Here is a 20,699-nt window from a genome sequence, read left to right as displayed (position 1 = left end):
GTCAGGTCGATGATAACCAGTGGATATCGACATCTCGTTTGGGGGAGTTGCCAAACAGACGCGAGTATTCGCGGGAAAATTGCGATGGACTCTCATAACCAACACGATAAGCGGCTGCGGCAGCATCTATGCTCTCGCTTAACATCAATCGGCGAGCCTCCATCAAGCGTAACCGTTTTTGATATTGCAGCGGACTCATCGAGGTCAATTGACGAAAATGATGGTGAAAGGTCGATTTACTCATTCGGGTCATATCGGCTAAATCATCGATGCTAAAATGCTGGGCAAAATTCACTTTAAGCCACTCGATAGAATGCGCGATGCGTAAACCATGGCTGCCCGCCGACACGATTTGCCTTAAGCGCGCGCCCTGCTCACTGATAAGCACTCGCCAAAAAATCTCTCTTTTAATCAGAGGCGCAAGCACAGGAATCGACTCAGGCTCATCGAGTAAGGCAACTAAACGGCTGAAAGCATTCAACAAGCTTGGGGTGGAATGGCCTAAAATCATGCCTTGGTCGGTAACCGTATCCTTTTGCCTCGCTAAGGGCGTTTGCAACATTAAGTCACTCATCACCGCCAAATCGAGTTTTAGCACGACACCGAGGTAAGGTTTTTCTGTACTGGCCTCTAACACTTGCATGGTGGCGGGTAGTTCTAACGAAGTGATTAAGAATCGACTCGGATCGTAGATCAATACCTGCTCCCCCAAGGTCATACTCTTCGCGCCTTGCACCACAACCGCAATACTTGGCTCGACAATACAAACCGAGTTGGAGGTGGGTGCATTCTGCCGATAAAACTCGAGCCCCTCGACCTCAGATGATGCCCATTCGACGCCAAGGGTTCTTTTGGCCACATTGTCGGCAAGCACTTGAGAAAAACCATTCATCATTTGCATCTCACTCATCTGTTTTCACCCGTTTTTATCAGTAGCAGTAGGCACTCGGTCATTTGAATTTATCTTACTCGCTACCTAACTCGTTAGCATACGAAATGCCTAACAATTGGAGAATTAGGCAAGCATTACCGACGAATGAACTACCCTGCGCGTTTGCAAGTGGCAAGAATAAGGGATCCGAACAAGTGATTTTTTAGCCATTGAATAAGGATGAATCGATGAAACCTATGCATTTTGGATTAGGCTCCCTGCTATTGTTAACTCTTGGCGTTCAGGCAGCAGAGCCAGTGCCAGCATCAGTGCCTGTGTCAGTGCCTGTGTCAGAGGCAAGGCCTAAAACCGTGATTACTGCTGAGCAAATCAGTATTGCCCGCAATGGCACTCAACTCCCAGTGACAGGGCTCGAAGACTATTTTACTGGCCCAGTGCGCGTTGAGCCTTTATTCCAAGCCAAGGGCGAAGGTCGCGCATCTGGCGCCTTAGTCACCTTTGAGCCGGGCAGTCGCACCCATTGGCATACTCATCCAGTGGGGCAAACCATAATCGTCACCTCTGGAATGGGCTGGGTGCAGCAAGAAGGTCAAACACGCCTTGAAATTCACCCTGGGGATGTGGTGCAGATCCCTGTGAATGTCAAACATTGGCATGGCGCGACGAGCAACACACCCATGACGCATATCGCCATACAAGAAGCCAACGCGGGTAAGGTGGTCACATGGCTAGAAAGTGTTTCCCCAGCTCAATACGACAAGCCCTGAATCAAGCTTAGCGACTCTTCGCCAAAGCAAGTTAAACCAAATCAAGCTAAAAACGCCATGACGCAATCTAAGGAGACTTCGATGAACATTATTGTGACCGCAAACGGCAAAGCCTATCGATTTACCCTCCTCGATAATCCAACGGCAAAGGATTTCTACGCCAGCTTACCCCTAAAGCTAACGCTTAAGGACTATGCCAATACCGAAAAAATCGCCATGCTTGAGCAAAAGCTCACCAAAGCGCAGGCCCCCAAAGGCACCAGCGCTAAGCGTGGCGATATCACCTATTATGCCCCTTGGGGTAACTTAGCTCTGTTTTATAGGGACTATGGGTATGCCGATGGCTTAATCCCGCTCGGCACTCTTAATCAAGAGATGAGCAAAGCAATGAGTGAAGAATTTGTCGAACTGCTTAGCGGCGACGATCTCGATGTGGTGTTCGATAAACAGCCCTAATCATCAAAAGCACAACATCAAAAGCAAAACATCAAAAGCAAAAAAGGCGACACTGAGTTCGCCTTTTATTTTAAATTCCGAGTACTTTCGCCAGTGATTGAGTTACTCGCTGACACTGCCGCTATTTAAGTACACTGTATCAGTAACAGGTTCAAACCAATCGACCGGTTTACCATCAAGCGCCTCTTGAACGGCCACATGCTGCATGGAAGATGATGCTGTTGCACCATGCCAATGACGCTTACCACAATTACACCAAATCAAATCCCCGGGGCGAATCGTGGTGCGCTCCCCCCCTTCACACTGGGTCCAGCCTTCACCTTGAGTGACCAATAGCATTTGCCCGAGTGGATGGCTATGCCAATGGGTTCGCGCGCCCGCGGAAAAGTTCACTACGGCCATACCCACCCGCGCGGGTGGCGGCGCATTAAATAAGCTGCTGATCACCACCTCACCGGTAAACCATTCACTCGGCCCTTTAATCGGCTGTTGTGTTCCAGCGGGGATCAGTGTCATAGATGCGGTTTCTAAGGTATTCATTAAAAACTCCTTTACTGACGTTGTCTTAAACTGATTTTTAAAAGTGATGGCGGCATGGGGAATGATCCGCAAACCGTCCTTTTAACAAATGAAATAACCTTCTTAAGCCTAGAAGGAAGAGGCCTGCATATCGATCACAAATCGGTAATGCACGTCGGATTTTTCCAACCGCTCGAAGGCTTCATTAATCTGCTCCATTTTGATCATCTCGACCTCAGGCAAAATGTTCATCCGGCCGCAGAAATCGAGCATCTCCTGAGTCTCGGCAATGCCACCAATGAGTGAGGCGGCAATACGGCGACGTCCCATCACCATAGGCACAGTATTTACTTCAGCAATCGGCCCCACTTGACCGACTAAGGTGAGCGTGCCATCCACATTCAATAATGGCAGGTACGGGGTAATGTCATGCTTTGTTGGCACTGTATCGATGATAAGCTCGAAGCGATTGGCGGCTTGCTGCATGCGCTCAAGATCTGAAGAGATCAAAAAGTCACTCGCACCCAGTTCGAGCGCATCGCTGCGCTTACTTTCCGAGCGGCTCAGTACAGTCACATGGGCGCCCATCGCGGCCGCAAGTTTGATCGCCATATGGCCTAAACCGCCCATACCAATAACAGCAACTTGACTGCCAGGCCCAACGTTCCAAGTTCTTAAGGGCGAATAGGTGGTGATCCCCGCACAGAGTAAGGGCGCGACTTTAGCAAGGTCGAGCGATGTCGGAATACTCAGCACAAACTCTTGGCGCACTACGATATGCTTGGCATAGCCGCCCTTGGTAAGCTCTTGGGTTTGCCTATCGGCACTGTTGTAGGTTTGGGTAAAACCCTGCTCACAGAATTGCTCTTCACCGTGATGACAGTGAGTACATTCCTGACAGCTGTCGACCATACAGCCCACAGCGACATGATCGCCCACCTTGTATTTGTTCACTTGGCTGCCCACTTGCACCACGCGGCCAACGATTTCATGGCCTGGTACAGTAGGATAAACCGTCCAGCCCCAATCGTTTTTCACTGTATGTAAATCGCTATGACAGACGCCGCTATAGAGAATTTCGATAGCGACATCGTTGTCCCGTAATTCACGGCACTCATAGTGATAAGGTTCTAGCGGGCTTTGCGCCGATGCTGCGGCATATCCAATGGTTTGCATATTTCATCCCCTGTGGATTGAGGCAGAAACGTAAAATGACACGCTTCTGCGAAAACGAATCAAGGCCAGCAAAAGCGCTGGCCCATGAGCTAAATTACAGATATTGAGTGAAAAACTGCGTCAACTTATCGAAGGGGATCAGCTTCACTCTGTCATACAAGTCAACATGGCCAGCACCTTTTACCAGATAGAGTTCTTTAGGCTCCGCTGCGAGGCTGTAGGCTTCTTGGCTAAACTCCAGTGAGTGCGCTTCATCGCCAGCAACAAATAACAAGGGGCGCGGAGAAATAGACTCAATATCGTTAAATGGATAGAAATTCATAAACTTAGTGTTACTGCTTAGGGTCGGATGCGTCGTCAGCTCAGGCGATGATCCCGCTGGCGTAAACTCTCCCCTAGGGGTGCGATAGAAATCATAAAACTCCTTAGCAATGGGGTGAGAGTTTTCATCGATTTCATGGGGCGTACCGCCGGTGTATTGGGTTTGACCGCCGCTAAACTCCACATAACGCTGCGCGGCCGCCTCGGCGATCATTTGTTGGCGCTGCGCTAAGGTCAACGACTTGCCATAGAGATGACGGCTAAATCCGCCCATGTCATACATGCTGACGGTGGCAATGGCTTTCATGCGTGGATCAATTTTCGCGGCGCTAATGGCAAAACTACCGCTGCCACAGATCCCGAGCACGCCAATGCGCTCTCTGTCGGCAAACTCGCTAGTGCCCAGAAAGTCTACTGCAGCGCTAAAGTCTTCAGCGTACATGTCCGGCAGCACGGCATTGCGGGGATTGCCCTCACTCTCACCCCAGAAGGATAAGTCGATGGCAAGGGTTACAAAGCCACGCTCGGCCAGTTGCTGGGCATAGAGCACGGCGCTTTGTTCTTTTACCGCACCCATAGGGTGGCCTACGATAATGGCGGCGCGTTTTTCGCCAGCCTTCATATCCTTAGGCAAATAAAGATTGCCCGTGACATTCATCTTGTATTGATTTGGAAAAGTTACTTTTTGCATAGTCAGGGTTTCACTCCGATAAAATTGTTAGCACCATGGGATAAATCACCATGATGGCCCGATGTTGCCGCAAAGGCCGACAAGCTGGTATTTATCAACAATGCCGAGATCAGCAATACCGCCAAAGACAATGCACCGTTCGATGTTTTCATATTCAGTCCTTAATGGGCTTAGGCGATATGCGTTAAATGCCATGGCAACTCATGCTGAAATTGTCGACAAAACGACCACAATATTGAAGCCATGAAACTCGTGGTTACTTGCCTAAAACTCCAAAAATGCGGAAATTGCGCAATGAGAGATGAGGAAATGAATGCCCGATAAGGCAGCAGAAATGTCGCGCTCGGCTGTATGTATCGGTTTAACGCGAATACCCGCAAGGGCAAATTAGGTGTACAAAAAGGCCAACGGGGAGTCGTTGGCCTAAGCGTTCATCAAATATTGAATCTGTGGCGAAGAGCTGCGCCAACGGGCCTAGCAAACTAGAGCGTCACGCGGCTCATCTGGGTCTGGTGATAACGCAATCGACCGATAGCTAAGGCGATTAATGCAAGGAGAGTTAATGATCCCATCACCACTCCCTGCCACTCGGCTTTATGCCAAAATAGCATCAGGTAAGGCCCGCCCAGCGCGGCGCCTAAGTAATAGCAACATAAATACAGCGAGGTGGCTTTAGCGCGGTCACGGCTTGCGCGCATCGCCACAAAGGAGTTACAGCAGCTGTGGGTTAAGAAGAAGCCACAGGCCGTCATCAAAAAGCCTAGGCTAATCGTGACTGGCGTATCAAACAGGGTCAATAAACTGCCCAGTAACATCAAGCACCAAGACCATTGATATAACTTGTGCTGACCAAATTTGGCCAGCCACTTGGCAGTAAAATAAGAAGCCACGGTACCACTGGAATAACACAGGAAGATCAACGTCGCTTGGAAACGGCTCCACTCGTAAGGTGCGGCCATCAAATGCAGCTGAATAAAGCTAAATTGATTCACCATCATCATAAAAGTGATCCCACCGATGGCATAGGCTAAACGCATCTGTGGATCGGTTAGGTGATGGCTAAAGCCATAAATATCCTGTAATAAACGTGCCCGTTTTGACAGTGTTGGCGAGGTGGTTTGTCCGCCCGATACCGCCTGCGCATCGGCGCCAGAAGGCAATAAATAACTGGTTAAGGCAACGCCCGCAAGCGTAACTAAAAACAGCAGCCACATGGACTCTTGCCAAGATAAAAACTGCGACATCACCCCGCCCAGTAACCGACCGACAATCCCGCCGATACTGTTGGCCATGATATAAATACCCGCGGCTTTGAGCATAGTGCTTGGCGAGAGTTGCTCCTTAAAATAGGCCATGGCAATGGCGGGCACCGCCGCTAACAGCACGCCCTGTAAAAAGCGGACGTAGACAAGAGCATTAAAATCCCCAGCCCAAATCAACAGCAGATTCGACAGCGCCAGTAGCCAGAGACTCACGACAATCGGCGTGTGGCGGCCAATTCTGTCGGACACAACCGCATAAATTAACAGCGAAAACGCCAGCGAAAAGCTGGTGACCGAAAGGATAAGCGTTGCCTTAGAGCCCGATACCGCAAAATGCTCGGCGATCAGCGGTAACATGCCCTGCATCAAATACAGATTGATATACACCACCACGGAAGCCACACACAGGGCCCACATCAGTCGGGTATCACGTTGTTTACTGTCGATAATAGTGTCTAACACGGCTTGCACTTTTGGCCTCGATAACGCATCACACTCAGGATAGACAAAGATTAGCACTGGGCATAACATAACAATAATAGATAATTTATATTGAAATTATTGATTTTTGTTATAGCTAACAGTTGCGATACACCCTGTTATCGGCCAAGCAATGCGAGATACGACAGTACAGGGTTGTAGCGCATTATTAACCCTTAAAGCACAGTGCCCTCAAGCATAAGAATAATCGTGCATAAGTGCGCTTGAGCATAAGTACCATCCAGCATAAAAGATGAATCATCATGGATATACGCCAACTTAAACATTTAGATGCGCTGGCCAATACCGGCAGTTTTACCGCGGCGGCCAAGAAGCTCAATATGGCGCAGCCGGCCCTAAGCCAAAGCATTAAACGGCTTGAGCAGTCGCTTGGAGTGACACTGATTAATCGCACCAGCAATAAGAATGACAAGCACCTCGCGCTCACCGCCGAAGGATTAGTGCTGCATCAACATGCCACTTTGATCCTAAAACAAATCAAACAGGCCGAAGCGCAAATCCGCGCCATGGCGAATCTCACCTCAGGGGAAGTGCGGATAGCGGTGCCGGGCATGCTGGGCTCCTTCTATCTGCCCTCTCGTCTCATGGCGTTTCGCCATCAATATCCCGAGCTAAAGCTCTCACTGTTTGAAGGCGGTACCCGTGACGCGCTGCGGATGTTACAGCAGGAAGAAGTAGATATCGCCATCATTACCGCCCAAGATTTACAGAGTGACTTCGATAGCCAATTATTGATCCGTGAACAGATGGTGATCGCCATGGGCGCCGAGCACCCGCTCGCCGATCATCCTGCCGTCAGCCTCAACGACTTCTTTGACCATGAATTAGTGATGTTTAAAACTGGCTATTTCCACCGGGAATGGATCCTCTCCCAGGCCAAAGAGCTGGGTAAAAAGCCCAATATTGCCTTTGAGACCAACCTGATTAACTTAATCAAACAGATTGTGTCACAGGGATTTGGTATTACTAGCGTGCTCGAAATGGCCATCAGTCCAAAAGACGACATTCTCGCCAAACCCTTTGACCCACCGGTGTTTTTAAATCTGCATATCGCGTGGAAAAAGCAGCGCCCCGTCAGCCAAGCCGACCGCGCCTTTGTGGAATTTTTAATGAAAAACCGTTAACACAAAGCAATAAAAAGGGCCGATTGCTCGGCCCTTTTAATGCGTCACCTAACGTTTAGGTGAAATCATTTTACTCGTCGCAGATTAACGCTGTTTACGGCGACCAAAAGCAAATGGCAGCAGTAATAAACTTAACCAGCCTAAAGCACCACCGTCATCCTTCTTCGGCGGAGTATCGGTAATCGATACCGAAACTAAGCTCGAATCGCTGTTGCCGTGGTTATCGGATACCGTCAGTTGGAATGACACGGTTTGCGCCGCACCATTCACACTTGGCGCCACTAAGTTTAATTTGGCCGCCGTGGGGTCAAAATTAAAGCTGGTGCCACCTAACTGCGTCCACTTGTAGGTCAGCGGATCATTGTTCGCATCCGATGATTTGCTCGCATCGATAAACAGCGGCTTACCTTCTTGGACTGTGGTTGGCGCTTCAACCTTAGCAACTGGCGCCACTTCAGACACATCAAACTGGTAACTTTGAGTCAGGGTTTCTGACGAGGCATTGTTGACCTTGTTTGTCAGGCTTAACTGATTATCGACACTCGCCTTACGTGGAACCAACTCAAAGCTGATGTCTTTCGCGTCAGCGCCCGATGGCATCTCGACCGTCCAAGTGATCTTATTACCATCTTGCTTACCGTCATGGCTGATGTTAGCCACTTCATGGCCTTCAGGCAGCATAGCTTCTAAGTTATACACACGCGTTTCTTGGGTTCTGTTGGCTTCGATGCGGGTTTTCATCACCTTAGCAACGCCCGGTGTCAACTGACCACTTAGCGCATTGCCCAGAGGCGATAGCACATCATCACCGACACGTTCAAAGATAACGGGTAACTTCACTGGCGCCACTTTGTCATCACCCGTGGTGAGGGTCAGCATGGCTAAACCATCGTCACCCACTTTGAGCGCATCCTTCCACGCCAGCTTGACGTCGAAGTCTTTAGTATCACCAGAAAGCGTCGCCGTTAGGTTATCCGCTGCGGTTTCATTGTTGTAGAAGGTCAATTGTTTCAAACCAAACACGTCATCGGCCGTCGCGGATGAGGCGCTGTAGTTTTGCACAATCACATAGTAACTGCCCTTCACCGGATTATTGAGTAAGACACTTTCCTCTGAACCGTCTTTAGCCGATGAACCCACTCGCACAAGTTTGCTGCCATCGTTTTTATCGAGTAGCACGTACATATCGAGATCAGGGGATGTGGTGTAGCTAATGGAAGTACGGAAGAACAGTGCATTCTCATTCACGTCAAACTTAAACACTTTGACGCCATCGGCGAGATCATCAGTGTATGAGGCATTGTTTGAGTCTTGCTTCACACTTGACTCAATGGTTTGGCTCAGCTTTAGGCCCGTCACTTCGGCGCCCACGCTGGCAAAATCCACCGCCTTTAAGCCTTCAAGATTGATTTCATCCGCATTACGGGTCGCTTCAATGTTCACTAAATTGGGCAGGTTACGCTTACCAATCTTAGCGGCAATCGGCATAGTCGCCGTTGGGAAGCTTGCCGACTCGAGCACTAAGTTGCCAAAGCCCCAATCTGCGCCCACTTGTGTCACATCGGCGGTCACGGTAATGGTTTGGCTCGCGCCTTTTTTCAGGGTAAAGCTTTCAGGTGACACGGTTAATGCTAACTTATCGGTCACCGCTTGGCCCTTCGCCGTCCAACTACCATCTTGGGTTGCTGTTACGGTACGGGTCCAAGTACAGGTATTCACGCAGCGAGAATCGGCCATGCTGGGCACGTTTAACTTACGTGGGTCGCCGTTCACGACTGGGTTGGCAATTTCATAGTTCAGGGCACTTTCGTCCATCACTAAACCCGTTTTTGCCGCTAAATCCACACGTATACGGCCAGCGCCCACGTCGAACGGATCGGCAACGGTTTTAGCATCGGCTTTTTTCATCGCCTGCGCAGTCGTAGCGGTCAACATTAATGCGGAGCGAATATTGTCCGGTGTCCAATCCTTGTGCAGTGACTTTAACAGCGAGCCCGCACCCGCAACATGCGGGCTTGCCATTGAAGTGCCCGACATTAAGGTAAAGTCGGCAGGATTTGTGCCCGATTTATCATGGCCAAATTGTTGATCAGCATAAGCAGCGTAAATATCCGTACCCGGAGCAGCCACCGAAGGCACAATCACATCATTGGTCGCATTTGGGCCAATCAGTGAACTGGCAGATAACACATCGGCCTCACGGCTAATCGCTTGCGGTGTCGGGGTTAAGGTTAGCTCCACTGCTGGATTGGCGGCCATGGCCTCGAGTAAGGCTACGCCATCGGTATTACCAATAAATACCGCAGGGACATTTAACTTCTCCAATGCCGACATGGTTAAGCGCGCATTGCCTTCACCATCACGGTTGTACACGATAACCGCTTTAGCGCCCGCCGTTAATGCACCCGATACTTTAGTGGCGAAATCACATGAACCGCGTTTGATAACGGCAATCTTGTCTTTAAAGGCATCGGCAGGGAATACTTTACAGCCTTCCACATTGGTCGCATCAACTGCGCCTGCAAATACGGGCAGTCCTTTCACAACGTCGGTTTGCACAGGGCCAGAGCCTGGGGTGAATTCAAAGGTCTTGCCATTAAATTCCAGCTCACGTACCACTTCACGATTGTGAGTCGAGTTAGCCACCGAGGTATACCAAGGTGCGTTTTTAGACGATGAATAAGGTACCTGCGCGATGTTTGCCCGGGTGTTACCCGCCGCAACCGCAGCAAAAATACCCGCATTACGCACCGCTAAGAAGCCTTGCTCTGTCGCGCTGTTCCATGGATTGCCGCCGCCACTGATGGAGAAGTTGATCACGTCCACGCCATCTTTAATCGCATCATCAATCGCTTTTAAAATCGGCGCAGTTGAACAGCCATTGTAAGTATCTTCTTGATCGCCAGGCTTACAGACTTGATAGGCAATAATGTTTGCGTGGGGAGCCACGCCGGACATTTGCGCAAACGTTAAGCCAGTCGGGATCCCCGAACCTTCGAGTTTACCCACTTCTCCCTCAACATAAGGAACATTGAGCAGGATGTTTCCTGCCGCGGTGCTGGCAACGTGGGAGCCATGACCACCGTAATCTTCGCCGTTTTTAGCGGGCGGCGTCGCGCCGAAAACCTTTTCATCATCATAGACATCGGTGATTTCAGGGTAGCTGCGCACACCAATCAGCTTGTCATTACACATGCTGGCAAAATCGGTTTTACAGTCACCAACATAAATCCCTTGGCCTAAGGGGTTGGTGTGATCGTAACCATCTTCACCGACATCGGCGAAAGAAGCGTGATCAGAGTTAATCCCTGAGTCGATAATCGCCACAATCACGCCTTCCCCCATAGCTTTAGTGCCGGTTGCACTACCGTCCCACACCTTTGGGGAGCCGATCAATGCCTGACTCACATCGGTTTCAAGCTGTTCGACTTTCTCGCGCTCGATATAAACCACTTCAGGTAATTCGGCCAGTTTGATGGCTTGCGCCTGAGTCATACGCACGGCAACACCGTTGATGGCGTATTGGTAAGTGGTCAGCGGCTCAAGACGGCTACCAATGGCCGCGCTGGCACTTGTTAAAAAGCGCTCTTGCTTGACCTTGAGGAAACTGACGTAATTTTTGACTTCAGGTGCGGCGGCATTAAGTTTGACATTACCTGTCTTACCTGTGCTTTTTGCCTGCGAGGTCGGCTGTACATGTTGTGGGCTGGTGGCCTTAAAGCCTGGAATATCCCCCTGATAATTCGCGACCGCGCTGTCACGTAATCTCACGATATAGGTATATTCTCCCTCGGCTAAATCTGGCTCAGGAATAAATTTTACATCTTGGTTGTTAACCGCAGTTAATTGACCTCGGGTCGAATCATTTGATAATTCCGCTGGAATATCTAACTGTAACGTTTCACCAGTTGGCGATAATACGGTTTGCGCATTTGCCGCAGCCGACAGCAATGCCATAGACACCGCTAGTGCAATTTTTGTTTTCATGTTCGCTTCCTTCGCTATATTAAAATTACTACCGAAGTTCCATTTTTAATATTTATTCAGTACAGAAACATCATTAAATGACTGTAACTGAGAGAACTTTACCGCAGCGTTTTAACACGCAATGATACATATTGAAACACCTTATTAACCGAATAATTACCCATAAAATCAATTAATAAGAATGACGTACTCAATAAACATTCATCGCTTACAGGTTAACGGAATGGCAGATGGTTTACACTGTGAAAAGGAATGTTAGCAAGTGCTTAAAAGCAAAATAAAAAATTCATTATCACTCATTAATAAATCCTTTTCTTAATTGATAATTAACAGTTTGCAAAACTGATAAATCAAGATAGAAACGGATTAGATTTAAATGAAATTATTTCAAGCAGACATAATTTCTCACAATTAAGGCTGTGATGAGTTCAATGATTGCATGGACAAATAACCGGCATATTATTTAACGAATGTCGTACTTATTTATCTAAGTCACAGTCATACGAAACGCAATGTACGTAATACTCTGTACGAAATACGCAGTATGGTCACCCAATAATAGTAAGACCGCCGGATAACAGAACTGAAAAAATAGCTGAGTGAAAAACAAGCAATAAAAAAGGGGATTAACTCCCCTTTTCGATAAAATGCAATCACGCATCCTGCCTATAGGCTTTAAAACATTCGACTACTGTTCAGTGCGAACCGCTTTCATCAATACTTCAGTGGTGTATTTATCATTGTTAATCACAGGGAAGCGGTCATAGGTTTGAAAAATCACCTTATCCTGATACTTGATCATGGCCACCACGCCGTAATTAATGCGTTTATCGATAGATTTCGCCGGTAATAAGAACTTAAACGGCACAGGCGCCCTAGCGATATTAAAGCTCTTTTGGGCAATGATGACGCCGGGCGTGTTCAAATCGATAATAGCAATGGTAATTTCACTGCCTTGGGGCAGGAGAATTTTTTCCAAATAGCCCGCCGCCCCATTAACCACCACCGGAGGATCGGGTTGAACCGTCACGCAGCCACTTAAGGCAAATGTCACCAGTAAAAATGACATAAACAACTTTATTTTCATCAACATATTAACTTCCTTTTACCATACGGATCAGCCCCTCTTGAGTCGTCGAGGCGACAAGCTCACCCTGCTGATTAAAAAATTGGCCTCGTACATAACCTCGTCCACCGCTGGCGGTTGGACTGTCGATACTGTAGAGCAACCATTCTCCCATATTAATTGGGCGATGGAACCACATCGCATGATCGATTGTTGCCATGCGGATCCCCGGCGTTAAAAAGGACACACCATGGGGCTGAGCCGCCGTGACTAAAAAGTTAAAGTCAGAGGCGTAGGCCAGCAAATACTCGTGAATATGGGCATCCGTTGGCATTGGCCCATTCGCCCTTAGCCACACATAGCGATAGGGTTCGGTTTCTTTTGGCGCGAAGGGATGCAAAGGATTGACTAACCGCATCTCAATCGGCGCGTCTTCCATAAACTTTTCGAGAATGCGCGCGGGCACTTTATCCCTTAAGGTCATCGCCAGCTCGTTTTGATTCAATAAACCTTCAGGGCCCGGCACCTCAGGCATTTGGGCCTGATGGTCAAAGCCCGCCTCGGGTTCTTGGAAGGAGCAGGTCATATGAAAAATCGGCCGCCCCTTTTGTATTGCGCTCACGCGTCTAGCACTGAAACTGCCGCCGTCACGCATATTTTCCACTTCATAGACTATGGGGAGCTTCTCATCCCCTGCGCGTAAAAAATAAGAGTGTAGCGAATGCACTTTACGTTCGGCTGGCACGGTTTGCTTAGCGGCGCTCAAGGCCTGCCCCATCACTTGACCACCAAACACATGCCCAAATCCTAAGTCTTGGCTTTGACCACGAAACAGCCCGATTTCAATTTGCTCGAGGGATAATAATGATAAGAGATCGTCTAATACCTGACTCATGGGATCCTACTGAAAATTAGCAACTAATGCCCAAGGGTAACTCAGTTAGACTAGGGCTGACCAGTAGAGAGTCGTTAGCTTATTGCATCTTGTGGCTTCTGCACGCCCAAAGCACTACTCAATCTTAATATGATGCTCAAGGGCACTCTGTTTTGACCAAGCCAACACTTTATCTTCGCCGCAGGTATGCAGATTAATCGGAAAGGCATAATGCAACTCAGGCCAGTACTTGACCAGTTTATCGGGTGTGCACAGCCCCTCACTGAAATAAATGGACTGAAATTCGGCAAACATCCCATGACTCACGCTGCCCGCCCCCGCGAGCAAATGTTGGCCATTCGGTGCGGCATGGCTGACTAAAAATGCCATGGTCGCTGTGACCGTATCAAAGGAAAACAGCGGTTGAATCGCTGGCGCTAAGTGTTTATGGGTCATGGCCGTGAGTGCCTGCGGGCACAGACTATTGATATGGATGTTATATTGCTCGCCCTCTAAAGCAAGGCTGTTAACCATACCGACGAGGGCCATCTTGGCGGCGCTAAACGGGACTTGATGTAAGTCACCAAACAACGCCGACACCCCAGTGATCATCAAAATTCGGCCATAGCCATGGGCCTTCATCAGCGGCCAAATTGCTTGAGTCAGATAAAAGCTACCATGCACATCCACATCAAACTGTCGCTGCCAGTCGGCTTGTTGGATATGCTCGAAGGAGCACGCGCCGTAAACCCCGGCGTTATTGACCAAAATATCCACGCGTTGCCAATCTTGCTGTAGGCGATGCACCATCGCCTTGACGTCATCCTGCTGGCTAACATCCACTTCAAAATACAGGCATTCTCCCCCGAGCTTCAAAATGGCCTCATGGGTTTGCTGCAGTTCTGTGTTAGTTACCTGAGTTAAGTTAGAAGAGCTAGTTGCCCTCAATGCCTCGCCTTGGGATGGACGTCCCTTAGGTTGGTCAACTAATACCAATTTGGCGCCCCGCTCAGCCAACATAATGGCATAGGCTCTCCCTAGCCCGGAGCCTGCTCCCGTTACCAACGCCACTTGATTATCGAAACGCATCCTATCGTATCCTTATCATTGACATTAACGCTGAACGCCACACTTAACCATTCACACCACAGCTCTGGTTATTGCAAAAATAGGGGTGAAGTTCATCGGCTTAACCGATGTTCGGCTGTGGATCACAGGGGATATAAAAACACAGGCATAGTGGATTTTCTTTGAACTTGGCGACAAATCTTTCCCCTGAAAGCGAAACATCTGTGCGCCAATTCAAACTCTATTACATGCGTGTATTAGATAGTACTCACTTTAACGCAATTTCTTGTTATGCTATGACGCTGTTCACTACCCAATTCTTTTCTTAGATAACGACTGGACATCATGAATCCTTGGATTTTAGCCATCAGGCCCCGCACCTTACCCGCGGCAATCGGTCCCCTGTTAATTGGTAATATTCTGGCACTGCACCTTGAGCGTTTTAGCTGGTTAATTGCCGCCACCTCGATGTTGTGCGCCATCCTATTGCAGATCGCCGTCAACCTCGCCAATGACTACTTTGACTTTAAAAACGGCATTGATACCGCCGAACGTATTGGTCCGGTTCGCGTAACCCAGAGTGGCATGATACCCCCCCATAAAGTACGCAATGCGATGGTCCTCTGCTTAGTACTAGCATTAACCGTGGGCTCGTATTTGATTTGGCATGGCGGCTGGCCGATTGCTATTTTAGCGGCGGCGGCCATTTTAGGCGCCCTCGGCTACAGCGGCGGCCCGTATCCTCTGGCATCACACGGGCTAGGTGAAGTCGCCGCCTTTGTGTTTTTTGGCTTAGTCGCCGTGGTCGGCAGCTATTATCTGCAGGCGGGTGATACCAATATGAATGCTTGGCTACTAGGCTGTGCGATTGGCTTATTTAACGCCGCCATTATGTTGGTCAACAACACCCGCGATATTCGTACCGACACCCAAGCGGGCAAACATACGCTCGCGGTAAGGATTGGCGAGGCGCAGGCCAAAGTCTTGTATCAAGCCTTAATTTACTTGCCCTTTGGTTTAGTGATCGCGGGATTCTTACTGGGGATTCTGCCGGGCCTACCGGTACTGCTGGCGGGCTTATCCCTGCTTATTGCCCGTAAACTCAGTAGCGATTTCTATGCCGTATCGGGTGAAGCGCTCAATCCGCTATTGGGACGTACGGCAAAACTCACCATGATTTTCAGTACTCTATTCAGTGTGGGACTAGTGTTTACCGCCTAAACGGGAATATCAACGTCTCGGAATTGCCCCATAGTTGAGTTAAAAAACTGCCCACAGGGCGGCTAGTAAAATAGACCAGGCTTAAAATACAAAAGGTTCGTCACGAAGCGTTTAATACGCAACATGACGAACCTTTTGCTTTTAGGGGCAAATTAAGACCAGAGATAACCCGATATTGCGGTGTTAAATAACACGCCACTAAATTGATGCATAGCTTTTGGCGTCTGCAAATGCGCCGCCCCAAAACACACATGTAAAGGGATTAAGTGCTCTTCCCTTGGGTGGCTAAAACGCGCCTCTGGCGCCGATTGCCAATCGATTAATTGTGCCTTGGCGTGGCTATCGCCTGATGTCACTACATCGGTTAACCAAGTATCAAACGCTTGGCTGCGAGGCAACACCTTAGGATCGCCGGAGAAAAACGCGCGCATATTGTGAAACGACATGCCAGAACCGACAATCAACACCCCTTGCGCGCGCAATGCCGCAAGCGCCTCGCCGATCGCGATATGGGCACTCGGGTCGAGGTGCCGCACTAAGGACATTTGCACCACAGGAATATTCGCCTCAGGATACATCAACTTAAGTGGCACAAAGGTGCCGTGATCGAAGGCGCGCTGATTGTCGAGCCGCACCTCAATTCCACTCGCCTTAAGCAAACCGGCAATCGTTTCGGCAAGCTGTGGCTCACCGGGCGCAGGATAAGAAAGCGTATAGGCCTCAGGGGGAAAACCATAGTAATCGAACAACATGCCAGGATGGGGATGGCTCGACAGTGTCACCTGCGCCTCTTCCCAGTGGGCCGTCACCAATACAATGGCCTTGGGTGTCGGGATAGTATCCGAAACCTTGGATAAAAATGCCCTTAACTCCAGATGATTTACATCATTGAGTAGCGGTAATGGCCCGCCACCATGGGGAACAAATAACACTGGCATTAAAGCGGAATTCGCGTGCGTCATAATAAACTTCTCTTGATGAAACCGTTAGTTATCACTTGTAAATCAGATCTTGCCAGCCTTGTGACTAAGAATTAGAAAGCCGCTTTCATGTCCACCAGCTGACGTTGAAAACGCACTAATCTATCAACGGTTTCATCGAGCTTGATGATTAAAAACAACAGCGCAGATAAAGACAGTGCGGGTAACGCGCTCAGGGTGGTTTCGTAATTAAAGTGGTAGTAAATAGCCCCCATCATCACCGACAGTAATGCCGTCGCCGACAGGACTCGATATTCACGCCAGCCAATGCCAATCGCGCCCAGCACTTCAATCACACCGATAAAATAGCCAAAACCCGTGGGCAAATTCATCACGCTAAAGGGCACATGGAAAAACGGCACGCTGAGTAACTTGCCCATGCCCGAGAATAAAAACACTATGCTCATCGCCAGCGTCACCACCACCGCCGCACGATTTAAGGTATTGGCACAGATAAAGAGTTTTTGAGGGTCAGTCTCGGCAACGGTTTTATCTGCATTGCCTTTGGCTAAACATAATTGATTTATCGACATAACTACCTCATTACTCATCTCTTTTAGCCCCTGTTCAGCATTAACCCTCGCTAAACGGCACCCTAAACGCAAAGTAGTGGACTCGCATTGAGCCCACTACTGTCATATGGCGGAATTATGCGCCCACAAAAAATAAATAAATATGGAATAATATCTAACATCTCCTAAAATAATTCTTTATTTGTTTAAGAGTCTTGCCATGACCTTAGAACAACTGCTGATGTTCAATACCGTCGCCCTCGCCGGCTCACTAAAGGCCGCCAGTGACAAACTTCATAAGACCCAACCGGCGATCAGTCAGAGCATTAAACAGCTGGAATCCCAGTTAGATTTAGTGCTGTTCGACCGCCAAGGGTATCGCTTAACGCTCACTCAAGAGGGCCGAAAGCTGTTGCAATACGCCCAGCGCGTGTTGAATGAAGCGCAGGAGATGCGACAAGTCGCTAAGCATTTAGCTAAAGGTAACGAGGCCAGCATCACCTTAGCCTTCGAAGCATCCTTTAATCTTACCCGCATCTTGCCGATACTGGAGCGCACACAAAATGAGTTCCCTCACACTCAAATCATTCTTAAACAAGAATATTTAACCGGCGCGCTTGAAGCCTTAAATCAAGGCAAAGCCGATATTGCCATTTCAGCGGGCGGCATCGAGCCAATACGCTCAAGCCATTTTGAGCTGGCCTACTTATTTTCAGGCAGTCTCTTGGATGTGGCCTCGCCGCGCTTACTGAGTCGCCACCCCACTCTAGGCCATGTGCGCGAATTGGTGAACGAGTACCAAATTGTGATCCAAGATACCGGCACTGGCACCGCCAATATCGAATTTGGGGTGCAAGCTGGGCAACGCCGTTGGTATGTTAATGATTTTTATACGAAGAGAATGCTCATTCAGAGCGGCATGGGCTGGGGGAAATTACCACATTATTTAGTGGAACAAGCCCTTGCGGATGGAAGCCTATTACCACTGGAGCTGCGGGAAAGGCAGAACCTTATCCAACTCGATTACTATGTGATGCGTCCACCCCACTCGCCATTAGGCCCAGTGGCGCAGGCACTGTGGGAAAACTTAGTCCAATTAGCCGCTAAGCAAAGCGTCTAAGCAAGCAATCTGGGTATCACACGCTCAAGATATGTCGACTGAATAAGCATTTATGGAGCAGTCGAAGAGCTAATGACTAAGCAGATTCAACCACTCTTGGGGACTGGCCAAAATAAATTGATACTCGCTGCCATCAATCAAGGTGATTTTTATCGCATCAGAAGTCACAGGTAAAATGCCTCCGCCCTTACCCCAACAGGATTCAACCTTGGCGATATCCTTCCTTTGCAGCTGATATGGCCCAAGTCCTAAGGTTTTATTGTAAGGGGAAAAACAAACCATCTGCTCAGTAACACTTAGCTGGCCATCGGCTCGCACCACACCATCTTGCGCCGTCGCGATAGCAGACTTGATTAGGCTTTCTTGCATAGTTAAGCTTTCTTGAATAGTCTGATTTTCTTGCATAGTTTCACTCCATTGAATAGTGCTAACAGCTTTATTCCAACTTACCAAACACTGTGGGGATTTCAAGTTTAAGGATATTCACGTGCACGATACGACCTACAACAGGCTCTCACGAAAGCCTCTCACTTTAGGCTCTTACGATAGCCCATCACAATAGCACATCACATTAAGCTCTCAATTTAGGCACTAAAGCTGACGCATACACTCGCAAGAGTAAAGCAATTGGTCACTATTAATAAGTAGTGCCAAAAGATTACTGCTCAAAATAAATGGCAGCCTCTTCACGCACATGACCCGAATTAAGCGTCCAAAACGATTCGGTGATAATGGCTCTGTCACTGTCAGATATCCAAATAATCCAATAACTCACATCGGGAAACTGCCCTACTACCTTTTTCATGGCCGCCAAATACATGGCATAGAGTTGCTCCATAAACTCCAGCGCCACCTCTGTGTAGCAAAAAGCTTCATCAGTTACGGTATAGACCTGTGAAAATGCCTGATATAAGGCTTTGTAAGCATGCTTAACCTTCGCAAAATGGTCATCGTGCCATTCGAGCCATTCATCGGGAATGTATCGACTGTAAGTATCAGTGGGGTCGACTAAATCTGACTCACAATTTGTCACCGCAATGGGATACGCCATTTGCAGATCTTCGCCTAGCAGTAACGCATAACCATAGGGGGATTTTTGAGTACTTGCCGCCTGGATAGAAGCAATAAGTTCAGCCTCAAAGAGCCGTTGAATGGATGCGAGTGATTGAATAATATCGTTTTTCATGATGCTGATACTGAAAGTCTATCGTTGGTTTATCCTGCAATCTGCAGCCACTGTGACCTAATTTGCCCGACATACCGCTTAATCATTCTTATCCCGCGAACAAATTCGCTCAGCGTTGATAATAAATAATTGACCAAAAATCAAACTGTTCGCCTTTAGCGGCGCACCAATCCGGAAACGGCTCAACCCCAACAAGAGTGGAATACTCCTCCCAGCAATTGATCATCGACTGGTAATAATCATGCTGGTTTTGCAGCCTTGATTTACTCTCCTTCGTCTGTAATCGTGCGATTAATGCTTGTGCTGACGCTAACGAATCTTTTGCCCGCGATATCTCCCCCAGCAATACAGATTCAGATAAATGGTGGGTCTGAAAATCGACACTGTTTAAATGGGACAACGCGACTTGAGTGAGGCAAATTTCATCGGTAGGCTCGAGCGCCAACGCCCTTTCATAGGAGGAGATATCCTCGCCAATGAAGCCTAACCATTTGTGGGGGATGGGATTATTGGGCTCATCTAACGTCCATTGGGACAATACGCCTTTTAGCAGCATGATAAGGGGATAAGCGAGTAACTGGTGTGTTTCACGGTGCCAAAAGCCTAAGGAAGATAGCTCCTCTGCGATATGCCTTTGCTCTGCCAAGGGCAGGGTCTTACAGTGCGACACGAATTGGTTTACCGTCGCAATCGCTTGCTTCTTTAGTCCTTGCTCTTTTTGCAAGCAATATTGACCAAAAAGTTCATACCCCTTCCGGGCAGAATACAGGGCCCCTATCGCCTTTAATCCTTCAAAGTTGTCGCTATTCCAGTAGTTCATAGAGGTGTTTGAGTTAGGTGCTTGAGCTGCGTTGTCTTCAGCCGCTAGGTATTGGCTGCAGTCAGTAAAAATATAACCCTTAAGCGCAGATTGTAATCACCAAGCCCGCCTAGAACCAGATGATTTATCATTAAGTAGTTAACTATCCACGGTTTT

General features: G+C 48.5%; 20 protein-coding genes. 5 read left to right on the top strand and 15 right to left on the bottom strand.

Annotation, left to right across the window (positions count from 1 at the left end):
* Position 1: 1 nt before the first annotated feature.
* Positions 2-910 carry an AraC family transcriptional regulator gene (locus SHEWANA3_RS08975; RefSeq protein ID WP_011716725.1) on the bottom strand — a complete coding sequence of 303 codons (909 nt, stop codon included), beginning with the start codon at positions 908-910 and terminating at the stop codon, positions 2-4.
* 209 nt (positions 911-1,119) lie between these two features.
* Between SHEWANA3_RS08975 and SHEWANA3_RS08970 the strand changes: the two genes are divergently transcribed.
* Both SHEWANA3_RS08970 and SHEWANA3_RS08965 read left to right on the top strand, forming a co-directional pair.
* Entirely contained in the window at positions 1,120-1,659 is a 540-nt protein-coding gene (locus SHEWANA3_RS08970) for a cupin domain-containing protein (protein ID WP_011716724.1), read from the top strand.
* An 81-nt stretch (positions 1,660-1,740) separates the two neighbouring features.
* On the top strand, positions 1,741-2,115 hold the full coding sequence (locus tag SHEWANA3_RS08965; RefSeq protein ID WP_011716723.1) for a cyclophilin-like fold protein: 375 nt from the start codon (positions 1,741-1,743) through the stop codon (positions 2,113-2,115).
* 102 nt (positions 2,116-2,217) lie between these two features.
* Here the strand turns inward: SHEWANA3_RS08965 and SHEWANA3_RS08960 are convergent, their stop codons facing one another.
* The 5 genes from SHEWANA3_RS08960 to SHEWANA3_RS08945 form a co-directional block, all read right to left on the bottom strand.
* Positions 2,218-2,655, bottom strand: a complete 438-nt coding sequence (locus SHEWANA3_RS08960) for a cupin domain-containing protein (RefSeq protein WP_011716722.1) — start codon at positions 2,653-2,655, stop codon at positions 2,218-2,220.
* A 108-nt stretch (positions 2,656-2,763) separates the two neighbouring features.
* A complete protein-coding gene (locus SHEWANA3_RS08955; protein ID WP_011716721.1) occupies positions 2,764-3,810 on the bottom strand; it encodes an NAD(P)-dependent alcohol dehydrogenase in 1,047 nt (348 codons plus the stop codon).
* Positions 3,811-3,904: 94 nt separating this feature from the next.
* Positions 3,905-4,822 carry an alpha/beta hydrolase gene (locus tag SHEWANA3_RS08950; RefSeq protein WP_011716720.1) on the bottom strand — a complete coding sequence of 306 codons (918 nt, stop codon included), beginning with the start codon at positions 4,820-4,822 and terminating at the stop codon, positions 3,905-3,907.
* A 2-nt stretch (positions 4,823-4,824) separates the two neighbouring features.
* Entirely contained in the window at positions 4,825-4,974 is a 150-nt protein-coding gene (locus tag SHEWANA3_RS23575) for a hypothetical protein (RefSeq protein ID WP_166485346.1), read from the bottom strand.
* 330 nt (positions 4,975-5,304) lie between these two features.
* Complete coding sequence (locus tag SHEWANA3_RS08945; RefSeq protein WP_041412602.1) at positions 5,305-6,555, bottom strand: MFS transporter; 1,251 nt, start codon at positions 6,553-6,555, stop codon at positions 5,305-5,307.
* A 272-nt stretch (positions 6,556-6,827) separates the two neighbouring features.
* Between SHEWANA3_RS08945 and SHEWANA3_RS08940 the strand changes: the two genes are divergently transcribed.
* Positions 6,828-7,709, top strand: a complete 882-nt coding sequence (locus SHEWANA3_RS08940; protein ID WP_011622400.1) for a LysR family transcriptional regulator — start codon at positions 6,828-6,830, stop codon at positions 7,707-7,709.
* An 84-nt stretch (positions 7,710-7,793) separates the two neighbouring features.
* Here the strand turns inward: SHEWANA3_RS08940 and SHEWANA3_RS08935 are convergent, their stop codons facing one another.
* From SHEWANA3_RS08935 to SHEWANA3_RS08920, 4 genes are all read right to left on the bottom strand, one after another.
* On the bottom strand, positions 7,794-11,696 hold the full coding sequence (locus SHEWANA3_RS08935) for a S8 family serine peptidase (RefSeq protein ID WP_011716718.1): 3,903 nt from the start codon (positions 11,694-11,696) through the stop codon (positions 7,794-7,796).
* A gap of 688 nt (positions 11,697-12,384) precedes the next feature.
* Positions 12,385-12,789, bottom strand: coding sequence for a YbaY family lipoprotein (locus SHEWANA3_RS08930; RefSeq protein ID WP_011716717.1), 405 nt, complete (start codon positions 12,787-12,789; stop codon positions 12,385-12,387).
* Between the two features lies 1 nt (position 12,790).
* Positions 12,791-13,657, bottom strand: a complete 867-nt coding sequence (gene tesB / locus SHEWANA3_RS08925; protein WP_011622398.1) for an acyl-CoA thioesterase II — start codon at positions 13,655-13,657, stop codon at positions 12,791-12,793.
* A gap of 114 nt (positions 13,658-13,771) precedes the next feature.
* Entirely contained in the window at positions 13,772-14,725 is a 954-nt protein-coding gene (locus SHEWANA3_RS08920; protein ID WP_011716716.1) for an SDR family NAD(P)-dependent oxidoreductase, read from the bottom strand.
* 324 nt (positions 14,726-15,049) lie between these two features.
* Between SHEWANA3_RS08920 and SHEWANA3_RS08915 the strand changes: the two genes are divergently transcribed.
* The gene (locus tag SHEWANA3_RS08915; RefSeq protein WP_011716715.1) at positions 15,050-15,925 is read left to right on the top strand and encodes a 1,4-dihydroxy-2-naphthoate polyprenyltransferase; all 876 of its coding nucleotides are present in this window, start codon (positions 15,050-15,052) and stop codon (positions 15,923-15,925) included.
* A gap of 152 nt (positions 15,926-16,077) precedes the next feature.
* On the opposite strand, the gene SHEWANA3_RS08910 is transcribed toward SHEWANA3_RS08915, so the two are convergent.
* Both SHEWANA3_RS08910 and SHEWANA3_RS08905 read right to left on the bottom strand, forming a co-directional pair.
* Positions 16,078-16,887 carry a class III extradiol ring-cleavage dioxygenase gene (locus tag SHEWANA3_RS08910; protein WP_011716714.1) on the bottom strand — a complete coding sequence of 270 codons (810 nt, stop codon included), beginning with the start codon at positions 16,885-16,887 and terminating at the stop codon, positions 16,078-16,080.
* A 71-nt stretch (positions 16,888-16,958) separates the two neighbouring features.
* Positions 16,959-17,438, bottom strand: coding sequence for a DoxX family protein (locus SHEWANA3_RS08905; RefSeq protein WP_011716713.1), 480 nt, complete (start codon positions 17,436-17,438; stop codon positions 16,959-16,961).
* A 199-nt stretch (positions 17,439-17,637) separates the two neighbouring features.
* Here SHEWANA3_RS08905 and SHEWANA3_RS08900 point away from each other — a divergent pair, with 199 nt between their 5' ends.
* Positions 17,638-18,537 (top strand): LysR family transcriptional regulator, encoded by a 900-nt coding sequence (locus tag SHEWANA3_RS08900; RefSeq protein ID WP_011716712.1) that lies wholly within the window; start codon positions 17,638-17,640, stop codon positions 18,535-18,537.
* Positions 18,538-18,606: 69 nt separating this feature from the next.
* Here the strand turns inward: SHEWANA3_RS08900 and SHEWANA3_RS08895 are convergent, their stop codons facing one another.
* From SHEWANA3_RS08895 to SHEWANA3_RS08885, 3 genes are all read right to left on the bottom strand, one after another.
* The gene (locus SHEWANA3_RS08895) at positions 18,607-18,906 is read right to left on the bottom strand and encodes a hypothetical protein (protein WP_041412989.1); all 300 of its coding nucleotides are present in this window, start codon (positions 18,904-18,906) and stop codon (positions 18,607-18,609) included.
* A gap of 289 nt (positions 18,907-19,195) precedes the next feature.
* Positions 19,196-19,723, bottom strand: a complete 528-nt coding sequence (locus tag SHEWANA3_RS08890) for a hypothetical protein (RefSeq protein ID WP_011716710.1) — start codon at positions 19,721-19,723, stop codon at positions 19,196-19,198.
* Between the two features lie 109 nt (positions 19,724-19,832).
* Positions 19,833-20,447 (bottom strand): hypothetical protein, encoded by a 615-nt coding sequence (locus SHEWANA3_RS08885; RefSeq protein ID WP_244096602.1) that lies wholly within the window; start codon positions 20,445-20,447, stop codon positions 19,833-19,835.
* Positions 20,448-20,699 lie beyond the last annotated feature (252 nt).

Origin of the sequence: Shewanella sp. ANA-3 (assembly GCF_000203935.1) — a bacterium.
Classification (GTDB): domain Bacteria; phylum Pseudomonadota; class Gammaproteobacteria; order Enterobacterales; family Shewanellaceae; genus Shewanella.
Note: the sequence above shows the minus strand (reverse complement) of the source record. Positions and strands in the feature narration are given on the sequence as shown.